Consider the following 10,612-nt stretch of genomic DNA (forward strand, 5'->3'; position numbering starts at 1 on the left):
GTCCTGGCCGAGCTCGCGGGCCGCCCCGCGCTCGCGGCCGATCTGCCGGAGGCCCTGCCCGCGCACGGAGTCCTCCTCGCCGGCGACTTCACGGCGGGCGCCGACCAGGACGACTTCTTCCGCGACCGGGTCGACGAGCAGCAGGCGCTGCGGGCCCGTGTCGTACTGCTGCGCGACCGGCCCGCCGGCGGCCTCACGGCGGCCCCCGCCGCCCGCGAACTGGCGCTCGCCCACGACACGGCCGTCAGCGAGCTCGAACCGGAGGACGGCTCACAGCTGGAGTCGATCGCCGAACTGCTCGCCGTCACCGACTTCGCCGCCGTGTACCTGGCCCTCGCGGCCTCCGGCAACCACCACGAGTAGACGTACAACGGCAGCACCCGCACCACGACGTACCGACGAAGGACCAGGGAAGACCATGGATCGCCTCGCCAACACCGTGCGCCCCTACGCCTGGGGGTCCACGACCGCCATCCCGGAGCTGCTCGGCGTCGCTCCCACCGGCGAGCCGCAGGCCGAGATGTGGATGGGAGCACACCCGGGGGCACCGTCCCGCGTCACCCGCGGCGGCGAGGCGGACCAGCCCCTGTCCGACGTGATCGCCGCCGCCCCCGAACGCGAGCTCGGCGAGGCGGCCGTGGCCAAGTTCGGTCCCCGGCTGCCCTTCCTCCTCAAGCTTCTTGCCGCCGCCGCGCCCCTGTCCCTCCAGGTCCACCCGGATCTCGCCCAGGCCAGGGACGGCTACGGCGCCGAGGAGAAGGCCGGAGTCCCCGTCGACGCGCCGCACCGCAACTACAAGGACGCCAACCACAAGCCGGAACTGATCTGCGCGCTCACGCCGTTCGACGGCCTCTGCGGCTTCCGCGCCCCCGCCGCCGCGGCCGAACTGCTCGCCGGACTCGAGGTCGACTCCCTCAAGCCGTACGTCGACCTTCTGCACGCCCACCCCGAGGACGCCGCCCTCCGCGAGGTGCTCACCGCCGTACTGACCGCGGACCCGCAGGAGATGGCGGCAACCGTCGCGGAAGCCGCGGCCGCGGCCGAACGCCTCGGCGGGGCCTACGCCCCGTACGCCGAGATCGCCCGCCACTACCCGGGCGACCCCGGCGTCATCGCGGCGATGCTGCTCAACCACATCCAACTGCAGCCGGGTGAAGCGCTGTTCCTCGGCGCCGGCGTTCCGCACGCCTACCTCGACGGACTCGGCGTCGAAATCATGGCCAACTCCGACAACGTGCTGCGCTGCGGACTCACCCCCAAGCACGTGGACGTCCCCGAACTCCTGCGCATCGTCCGGTTCGAGGCCTCCGAACCCGCGGTGCTGCGCCCCGAGGCGTCACCCTCCGGGGAAGAGGTCTACGAGACGCCCATCGACGAATTCCGGCTCTCCCGCTTTGTGCTCGCGCCCGACGCCGAGGCGCGCGACGTGACCGCGTCCACGCCGCAGATCCTGCTCTGCACCGCGGGCGGCGTCACGGCCGGTCAACTGCGGCTGGGACCGGGCGAGTCGGCGTTCGTGCCGGCAGGGGAGAAGGTGGAGATCTCGGGTACGGACGGCGGTCCCGGCACGGTCTTCCGCGCGACTGTGGTGGCCTGAGTCGGCACCGCGGACGGCTGCTGCGACAATGGCGCACCGCCGAGACCGCGCACAGGACCGGTCGGCGTACGTACGAAGGGACATCGGGCAAGCATGAGCGCGTCAGGCGGTACCAAGGCGATCGTGGCAGCACTCGCCGCGAACCTCGCAATCGCGGTGGCCAAATTCGTGGCGTTCCTCTTCAGTGGTTCGTCGTCGATGCTCGCCGAAAGCGTCCACTCGCTCGCCGACTCGGGCAACCAGGGCCTGCTGCTGCTCGGCGGCAAGAAGGCCCAGCGCGAGGCGACCCCCCAGCACCCCTTCGGATACGGGCGCGAGCGCTACATCTACGCCTTCCTCGTCTCCATCGTGCTGTTCTCCGTCGGTGGCATGTTCGCCATCTACGAGGGCTACGAGAAGATCAAGCACCCGCACGAGATCGAGGCCTGGTACTGGCCGGTCGGCGTGCTGGTCTTCGCGATCATCGCCGAGACGTTCTCGTTCCGCACCGCCATCAAGGAATCCAACGTGGTGCGCGGGAAGCTCAGCTGGACGCAGTTCGTGCGCCGGGCGAAGGCGCCCGAGCTTCCCGTGGTGCTCCTGGAGGACCTGGGCGCCCTGGTCGGCCTGATCCTGGCCCTCGTCGGCGTCAGCCTCGCGCTGGTCACGGGCGACGGTGTGTGGGACGGCATCGGCACCCTGTGCATCGGTGTCCTGCTCATCCTGATCGCCATCGTGCTCGCCGCGGAGACCAAGTCGCTGCTGCTGGGTGAGGCCGCGGGCACGGACGACATCGAGAAGATCAAGGCCGCCACGGTCGACGGCCGGACCGTCACCCGCATCATCCACATGCGCACGCTCCACCTCGGTCCCGAGGAACTGCTCGTCGCAGCGAAGATCGCCGTCGAGCAGCACGAGACCGCCGACGAGGTGGCGGAGGCCATCGACGCCGCCGAGGAGCGCATCCGGGCGGCCGTGCCGATCGCGCGCGTGATCTACCTCGAGCCGGACATCTACAACGAGTCGAGGGCTGCCGCGGGCACCGACCCGGCCAAGTCGCCGGGCGGCTCCGGACACTGAGCGGGTCCTGTTCCACGAGGAAGGCCCCGGACCGCGTGCCACCGGCGATGCCGGCGGCGCGGGTCGGGGGCCTTCCCTGTTGGCTGTTCGGCGCTCCGGACCGTTCGCGCGCCTTGGCGTTGCGTGTGGCGCGGCGTGGCGTGGCGTGTGTCCGGGGGACGTGGCGAGCAGGCGTCCTTTTCCCCGGTGCGGGTGCCGGTGCCGGTGCCGCGCCCCGTGCCCGTGGACGTGGCCGTCGGCCCGGCCGACGGCCGGCTGGCCGGCCTCGCGTAGCCGGGCGAAAAGTGCGGCGGTCTCCGGTGCCGGCGCTCGGCGGGGTTCTCCGCGGCCGCTTGAGTTGGCATGGGCGGACCGGCGCTCCTCCGCCGCAGGCGGGGCCGGGTCGGCGGAGCCGCAGCGCGTGGATCGCGACCGTAACTGTCCCGGCGGCTCGCTCGTGGCGGACGCCGCCGGTGCCGACACCGGTACCCATGGACGTGGCCGTAGATGTGGACGTGGCCGTCGGCCTGGCTGACCGCCCGGCCGACGACCGGCTAGCCGACCTCGCGCAGCACGGCGAGGATCGCGGCCTCGTCCGGTGCCGTCGTCAGGCGCTCACGGAACTCCGCGTCCATGAGCTTGCGGGACAGCATGGCCAGGATGCGCAGGTGCTCGTCGCCAGCGGCGGCCTCCGGCACCGTGATCATGAAGATCAATTTGGCCTTGGTGCCGTCCGGCGAGCCCCATTCCACACCTTCCATGGAGCGGGCGAATCCGACGACGGGGGATGTGACGGCGTCCGTCTTCGCATGCGGGACGGCGATCTCGTCGCCGAGCCCCGTGGTGCCCTGCTCCTCGCGTGCCAGCGCGGCCCGCACCAGTGCCTCGGGGTCCGCCACCTGGCCGGTGGTGGCCAGCATCCCGGCCATCTCCTTGATGGCGGCGTCCTTGCTGTCGGCGTCGAGCCGCACCCGCACGGTCTGCGCGGTCAGATAGCCGGAGAGGACGCCGCTGTCGTCCGGGCTCCCGTCACCCGGCGCCTCACCCGCCGCAGCCGCGGCGGTCGGGTACTGGGACGTGGACGCTTCCCGCGTGCTGGACCCAGCCGCGACGTCCGCTGCTGCCGGCGCCGAGCCCACGAGTGCTCGATCGACGGCCGCGGGCTCGGCACCGGCGGCACCCGCGAAGGCGGGAGCGGGCGCGCCCCGGACGGCACGCTCCTTGAGGCCGATCAGCGCGTTGGTCGTGATCGCGGTGACGACCGTGCCCGCGGCGACGGCCAGGAAGAACATCGGCACACCGCCGACCGCGCCGAGAACCGCGACGATCGGCCCGCCGTGCGGAACCGCGTCCTCGACACCGGCCATGCCCGCGATCGCACCGGCGACCGCACCACCGAGCATGTTCGCCGGGATGACCTGCGCCGGACGGGCGGCCGCGAACGGGATCGCACCTTCCGAGATGCCGAACGTGCCCATGAAGAGCGCGGCCATACCCGTCTCGCGTTCCTGCTCCGAGTACAGCTTGCGCCGGATCAACGTGGCGAGGCCCTGCCCCAGCGGCATGACCGGAATGGCGGCCGCGCACATGCCCATCACCGTCTGGTTGCCGGTCGCGATGAGGCCGGCGCCGAACAGGAACGCGGTCTTGTTGACCGGCCCGCCCATGTCGAACGCGATCATGAGGCCGAGCAGCGCGCCGAGCAGGACCGCGCTCGTCCCCGTAAGACCGCTGAGCCAGTCGGTGAGATGCGTGAAGACCCACGAGATCGGTTCACCGATCACGTACACGAAGAACAGGCCGAGCGCCGTCGTGGCCACGACGGGGATCACGATGATCGGCATGATCGGCCGGGCGAATTTGGGGACCTTGACTTTCTTGATCCACAGAACGAGGTAGCCGGCCAGGAAGCCGGTGACGATGGCCCCGATGAAGCCCGCGCCGGCCTCCGAGTCGTAGAACTCGCCGTGCCCGGCGATCCATCCGCCGATCATGCCCGGTACCAGCGCGGGCCGGTCGGCGATGGCGTAGGCGATGTACCCGGACAGGGTCGGGATCATCAGCTCGAAGCCGACCACGCCGATCGCGTTCACCTGCGCCCAGAAGGTGCCCTCGGGAATGACATAGCCCTCGGCCGTCGCATCACCGCCGAGCGCCAGCGAGACGGCGATGAGCAACCCGCCCACCACGACGAACGGGATCATGTACGAGACACCGTTCATCAGCGCCTTGTACACGGCGCTGCGTTCCTTGCTGCCGCTGCCGCTGCCGCTGCCGCTGTCGGCGCCGGCCGGGCCGTGCGAAGCGCCCGCGGCCCCGTCCTCCTCGCCGGCAGAACCCTGCACCGGGGCACACTGCACCCGTTCGATCAGCTGCTCCGGGTGCCGGATTCCTTCCGAGACGCCGACGGCCAGCACCTTCTTACCGGCGAAGCGACTGCGGTCGACGTCCTTGTCGGCGGCGATGATGATGCCGTCCGCCTCTCTGACATCGTTGTCAGACAGCGTGTTCTCGGCGCCGATGGATCCTTGGGTCTCCACCTTCATGTCGACGCCGAGGGCCTGCGCGGCCTGCGTCAGCTTCTCCGCCGCCATGTATGTGTGGGCGATGCCTGTCGGACAGGCCGTCACCGCGAGCAGCTTCAACGCCCGCTGCCCGTTCGCCGGACTCGTCACGTGGTTCTCCTAACGCTCGTCCCGCCGGATCGTGCGGATGGCCCTGACGCACCAGCGGGATGTCGCAGCATCGTGCACCAGATTCCGGCCATGTCAAAAGCCCGGAAGCCGCGGACCCGCCGCCTTCCGGACTCGGGAGACTGTCCGGAACCCGCCCCTGGGCGGCTGGGGTCGGCTGGGCCGATCGGTGTAGATTCGTAACCAGTCAGACGTCGCTGCTGATGGCGGTCGGGCGGTCCCGCGCGGACCGGCCGAGGGAGAGAGGGCCTCCGACGGACTGTCCTGCGGACTCCCGGGCATTCGTATGCCCTGGCCGCCGCAGAGCCAGCCGTAACCACCCTCGACCCGAACCACGAGGAGCAGCTCGCATGTCGACTGTCGCCAATGGCCAGGACTTCAAGGTCGCCGACCTTTCCCTCGCCGCCTTCGGCCGCAAGGAGATCACCCTCGCCGAGCACGAGATGCCCGGCCTGATGTCGATTCGCAAGGAGTACGCCGACGCCCAGCCGCTCGCCGGCGCCCGCATCACCGGCTCCCTGCACATGACCGTGCAGACAGCCGTCCTCATCGAGACCCTTGCCGCGCTCGGCGCCGAGGTCCGTTGGGCCTCCTGCAACATCTTCTCCACCCAGGACCACGCCGCCGCCGCCATCGCGGTCGGTCCGAACGGCACCCCCGAGAACCCGCAGGGCATCCCGGTCTTCGCCTGGAAGGGCGAGACGCTGGAGGAGTACTGGTGGTGCACGGAGCAGGCGCTGACCTGGCCGAACACCCCCACCGGCGGCCCGAACATGATCCTGGACGACGGCGGTGACGCCACCCTCCTGGTCCACAAGGGTGTCGAGTTCGAGAAGGCGGGCGCCGCTCCCGACCCGTCCACCGCGGACAGCGAGGAGTACAGCCACATCCTGCGCCTTCTGAACCGCACGCTCACCGAGAACCCGCAGAAGTGGACGCAGTTGGCGTCCGAGATCCGCGGCGTGACGGAGGAGACCACCACCGGTGTCCACCGCCTCTACGAGATGCACCGCGACGGCACCCTGCTCTTCCCGGCGATCAACGTGAACGACGCGGTCACGAAGTCGAAGTTCGACAACAAGTACGGCTGCCGGCACTCGCTGATCGACGGCATCAACCGCGCCACCGATGTGCTGATCGGCGGCAAGACGGCGGTCGTGTGCGGTTACGGCGACGTGGGCAAGGGCTGCGCGGAGTCGCTGCGCGGCCAGGGCGCCCGGGTGATCATCACCGAGATCGACCCGATCTGCGCGCTGCAGGCGGCGATGGACGGCTACCAGGTCACCACGCTGGACGAGGTGGTGGAGAGCGCGGACATCTTCATCACCACGACCGGCAACAAGGACATCATCATGGCCTCGGACATGGCCCGGATGAAGCACCAGGCCATCGTGGGCAACATCGGCCACTTCGACAACGAGATCGACATGGCCGGCCTGGCGCAGCTGCCGGGTGTGGTGAAGGACGAGGTCAAGCCGCAGGTCCACACCTGGACCTTCCCCGACGGCAAGGTCCTGATCGTGCTGTCCGAAGGACGCCTGCTGAACCTGGGCAACGCGACCGGCCACCCCTCCTTCGTGATGTCCAACTCGTTCGCGGACCAGACCCTGGCCCAGATCGAGCTGTTCACCAAGCCGCAGGAGTACCCGACCGACGTCTACGTGCTGCCCAAGCACCTCGACGAAAAGGTCGCCCGCCTCCACCTCGACGCCCTCGGCGTCAAGCTCACCACCCTGCGCCCGGAGCAGGCCGCCTACATCGGCGTCGAGGTCGAGGGCCCGTACAAGCCGGACCACTACCGCTACTGATCACGACGACGGCGTAGCGCAGCGCCGTAGGCAGTACTCGCAGAGCAGTACCAGGCAGGCCCCCGCACCCCCGTGTCGGGGGCCTGCCCCGTACCCTCCTCGAACGGCTCCGGCTCACGCCTCACCGCACAAGGACACCTACGCCCCCATGCCCCGCGGCCGCTATTCGCTCCACGATCCGCACGACCACACCCCCCTCGGCGAAGAACACTTCCAATGCGCCCCCGGCCCCTCCGGCTGGCGATACGTCTCCCGGACCACCACTCCCTCCGGCGACGACGCCGGCTCCGTCGACCTCGCGCTCGACGAGCTGGGCCGCCCCATCCGCCTCGAACTCCACGCGGCGAGCTGGCAGGTCCGTGGCGCGGCGATCGACGGCGTCACCTGGGTCCGCACCGACCCGACCGGAACCGACGCACGTGAAGGGAACGCCCCCGCCCACGCCTTCACCGGCACCTCCCCCGCCTTCCTCGTCGCAACGGCCCGTCTGCTGCGCCTCGCACCCGGCGCCCCCGCCACCCGCGTCCGTCTCGTCGCCTTCACCGACCCCGTACTCGCACCCCGGACCGTCGACCAGTCCTGGGCTCTGGTGAAAAGTGAAGCGCACACCACTGACAACGGCCTTCTGACAGTGGACGAATACCAGGTCAACGCCCTGGACACGGGCGAGCAGCACGTGATTCACATCGCCGGGGACGTGGTCCTCGCGGCGCCGGGCATCGAGCTCGAGGACCTCGAGAGCCCACCCTCCACCTTCCGCTGACCCCGCGGTCGCCGCCCGCCGCATGGCTTCAACGCGACGCGCCGGGCGGGCCGTCCCTGCCGACGGGCTCGTCGGACCGATCCGCCTGCCGGCGCCGAAGGCGCGGCGTTCCGCTCGGATGCTCGAGCGATCAGGGCTCGGTCGCTCGGTCGCTCAGGCGGGAGGCGCGAAACCTCCGGGCGTCCCGGTCGGGGGGACGTGGGCCTGGGCCGGCGCAGTAGGACGGGGGAGGGGTGTGCTGCCCGTTGCCGCAGCGGCAGACCGCGTGTCCATGCTGTCGACCGTCGTTTCGGCGGGGACCGCAGCGGGACCGGCAGCCCTGGGGCCGGGGCCGACTTCGCGCGTGGCCTTGGTGAACGCCCGCCGGGCGTCACGGGCCTGCCGCTCATTGACCACGGCCGCAAGATATGCGGCCGGCGGCACGCCCTCAGGCGCCGGCGCTCCCGTGCGCTCCGCCAGATCGCCGGCCAGCCGCTGCGCCATGGACCAGCTCACGGCAGGATCCAGCTGCCTCATACGGGTCAGGTACTGGCGTATCGCCAGCCACAGGTCGTCCGGCACACCCGACAGGTCGAGCTGGGCGAACCGTCCGACCAGCCACGGCGGCGGAGGAGGCGACGCCATCGGGCCACGGGCGGCGGGGACCCGCTCCCTCACGACGAGTGTCCCGGCGAAGACGTCGCCTATTCGCCGGCCCCGTTCCGACACCAGCGAAGCGATGCAGGCGATGACCCCGAACGTGAAGAGAACCTCCACGACGCCCATCGCCCCGCGCACCAACGCGTGCCGGAACCTGATCGGCCCGCCGTCGTCACGGACCACACGCAGCCCGCAGGCCAGCTTTCCCAGGGAACGACCGTGGCTGAGGGTCTCCACGGCTATCGGCGCACCGACGAGGACCAGCAGGAACGAGGCGATGGACACCGCCATGACCGCGGCCTCGTCCAGTGATGCCGTGGCGAGCGCCAGACCGATCGACAGGAGCAGGTACACGGTCCAGATGACGGCGAGATCGATCACGAGGGCGAGCGCCCGGCTCGGCAGTCTTGCCGGCTGCAGCCCCAGTACGACCGCGTCCCCCGTCACTAGCCCACTCACTGCTGCCCCCTGTCGTCGCGTTCTCCGGTCTTCCCTGCCCCTTGATCTCCCAGTCTGCCAAGCTGACCGGCAGCGTGTCGCAGTAGTGCAGCAGTGAAGTAGTACGGACCGTACGCAATGCACCCAGTGCCTGGAGCAGCAGCCGACCATGGACCTCGACGTCTTCGTGACAGCCCACCGTGCCGAGTGGGACCGCCTGGACCACCTCCTTCGTCGGGGCGGTCACCTGACGGGCGCGGAAGCAGACGAGCTCGTCGCCCTCTACCAGCGCACGGCCACTCATCTCTCTCTCGTACAGTCCAGCGCTCCGGAACCGGCACTGACAGCGAGGCTCACCCAGCTCGTGGCACGGGCACGAGCTGTGGTCACCGGCACCCGGCGGTCGAGCTGGAGGGACGCGGTCCACTTCCTCACCGCCGGTTTTCCCGCCGCCGTCTACCGGTCCCGGCACTGGTGGATACCGACCGCGGTGCTCTCCACCCTCGTCGCCGCCCTCATCGGCTGGTGGATCGGAACCCACCCGGAGGTCCAGTCGGCGATCGGGGCACCGGAAGAACTCCGTCGGCTGACCCGCCCCGGCGGGGAGTACGAGACCTACTACTCGAGCCATCCCGCGGCCTCGTTCGCCGCTCAAGTGTGGACGAACAACGCTCAGGCAGCCGCCATGTGCCTGACCCTCGGTGCGTTCCTGTGCCTGCCGGTCATCTGGATCCTCTTCCTGAACATGCTGAACCTGGGCGTAGGAATCGGACTCATGTCGTCCGCCGGCCGGCTCGACGTCTTCCTCGGGCTGGTGCTCCCGCACGGCCTGCTCGAACTGACGGCCGTGTTCGTCGCGGCCGGCACCGGTCTGCGTCTCGGCTGGACGGTGATCGACCCGGGACCGCTGAGCCGTCGTACCGCTCTTGCCCAGCAGGGCCGGGCGGCGCTCGGCATGGCCATCGGCCTCGCCCTGGTGCTGTTCGTGTCGGGCCTGATCGAGGGCTTCGTAACCCCCTCCGGCCTGCCGACCTGGGCTCGCATCACCATCGGCATCGTCGCCGAGCTGGGCTTCCTCGCGTACGTCTACGTCCTGGGCGGCCGAGCGGCCCGTGCAGGAGACACGGGCGACGTGGAGGAGGCCGACCGCAGCGCCGAGCTCCCCACGGCGGCCTGATGTGCGTGCGGGCCCTGTGACCTGCTAGTCTCCTCTTCGCCCCGCAGCCCCGTTGACACGGGACCCGTGGGGAGGTAGATTTAAACGGTTGCCTCGGACTGGACAAGTTCGGGCGTGAACATTTAGAGTCTGTCTGGCTCTCGCCGGGAAATGATTTCCGCGGAGCCGCTTCCCGATTCCTTATCCGAATCACAACGCCGATTAGGTCGGCCAAGATGATTCTGATAAAGTTCGGATCAGCCGAAAGGCAAAAAGGCCCTCCAGCGGCCACCGGAAATGAAATCCGAACCGGAAACGGAACGGAAAACGGATCTGGTAAGGTTGGAAACGCAAGACCGAAGGGAAGCGCCCGGAGGAAAGCCCGAGAGGGTGAGTACAAAGGAAGCGTCCGTTCCTTGAGAACTCAACAGTGTGCCAAAAATCAACGCCAGATATGTTGATACCCCGTCCATCTTCGGA

9 protein-coding genes are annotated in these 10,612 nt (G+C 69.8%); 6 read left to right on the top strand and 3 right to left on the bottom strand.

Annotation, left to right across the window (positions count from 1 at the left end; translation table 11 throughout):
* The 3 genes from ACWGH4_RS22200 to ACWGH4_RS22210 all read left to right on the top strand — a co-directional run.
* A partial coding sequence (locus ACWGH4_RS22200; RefSeq protein ID WP_453463518.1) for an SIS domain-containing protein occupies positions 1–363 on the top strand: 363 nt, incomplete at its 5' end.
* A 55-nt stretch (positions 364–418) separates the two neighbouring features.
* Complete coding sequence (manA, locus tag ACWGH4_RS22205; RefSeq protein WP_453463521.1) at positions 419–1,597, top strand: mannose-6-phosphate isomerase, class I; 1,179 nt, start codon at positions 419–421, stop codon at positions 1,595–1,597.
* Between the two features lie 93 nt (positions 1,598–1,690).
* Positions 1,691–2,656, top strand: a complete 966-nt coding sequence (locus ACWGH4_RS22210; RefSeq protein WP_453463524.1) for a cation diffusion facilitator family transporter — start codon at positions 1,691–1,693, stop codon at positions 2,654–2,656.
* 533 nt (positions 2,657–3,189) lie between these two features.
* Here the strand turns inward: ACWGH4_RS22210 and ACWGH4_RS22215 are convergent.
* On the bottom strand, positions 3,190–5,310 hold the full coding sequence (locus ACWGH4_RS22215; RefSeq protein ID WP_453463527.1) for a fructose-specific PTS transporter subunit EIIC: 2,121 nt from the start codon (positions 5,308–5,310) through the stop codon (positions 3,190–3,192).
* Between the two features lie 368 nt (positions 5,311–5,678).
* Between ACWGH4_RS22215 and ahcY the strand changes: the two genes are divergently transcribed.
* Both ahcY and ACWGH4_RS22225 read left to right on the top strand, forming a co-directional pair.
* Positions 5,679–7,136: an adenosylhomocysteinase gene (gene ahcY, locus ACWGH4_RS22220; protein ID WP_453463530.1), complete on the top strand. Its 1,458-nt coding sequence runs from the start codon at positions 5,679–5,681 to the stop codon at positions 7,134–7,136.
* 148 nt (positions 7,137–7,284) lie between these two features.
* A complete protein-coding gene (locus ACWGH4_RS22225; protein WP_441267629.1) occupies positions 7,285–7,899 on the top strand; it encodes a hypothetical protein in 615 nt (204 codons plus the stop codon).
* A gap of 153 nt (positions 7,900–8,052) precedes the next feature.
* On the opposite strand, the gene ACWGH4_RS22230 is transcribed toward ACWGH4_RS22225, so the two are convergent.
* Positions 8,053–8,997, bottom strand: a complete 945-nt coding sequence (locus ACWGH4_RS22230) for an RDD family protein (protein ID WP_453463534.1) — start codon at positions 8,995–8,997, stop codon at positions 8,053–8,055.
* 148 nt (positions 8,998–9,145) lie between these two features.
* On the opposite strand from ACWGH4_RS22230, the gene ACWGH4_RS22235 reads away from it, so the two are divergent.
* A complete protein-coding gene (locus ACWGH4_RS22235; RefSeq protein ID WP_364601781.1) occupies positions 9,146–10,153 on the top strand; it encodes a stage II sporulation protein M in 1,008 nt (335 codons plus the stop codon).
* 236 nt (positions 10,154–10,389) lie between these two features.
* Here the strand turns inward: ACWGH4_RS22235 and ACWGH4_RS22240 are convergent.
* Positions 10,390–10,612 (bottom strand): hypothetical protein (locus ACWGH4_RS22240; protein WP_453463536.1); only part of this gene is annotated, 223 nt, incomplete at its 5' end.

The sequence above is a fragment of the Streptomyces sp. NPDC054847 genome, assembly GCF_053610925.1.

What these genes read in the sequence shown, in the direction of transcription:
- manA (WP_453463521.1), top strand. Translation starts at nt 419, where the DNA reads ATGGATCGCCTCGCCAACACCGTGCGCCCCTACGCCTGGGGGTCCACG.
- ACWGH4_RS22210 (WP_453463524.1), top strand. Translation starts at nt 1,691, where the DNA reads ATGAGCGCGTCAGGCGGTACCAAGGCGATCGTGGCAGCACTCGCCGCG.
- ahcY (WP_453463530.1), top strand. Translation starts at nt 5,679, where the DNA reads ATGTCGACTGTCGCCAATGGCCAGGACTTCAAGGTCGCCGACCTTTCC.
- ACWGH4_RS22225 (WP_441267629.1), top strand. Translation starts at nt 7,285, where the DNA reads ATGCCCCGCGGCCGCTATTCGCTCCACGATCCGCACGACCACACCCCC.
- ACWGH4_RS22235 (WP_364601781.1), top strand. Translation starts at nt 9,146, where the DNA reads ATGGACCTCGACGTCTTCGTGACAGCCCACCGTGCCGAGTGGGACCGC.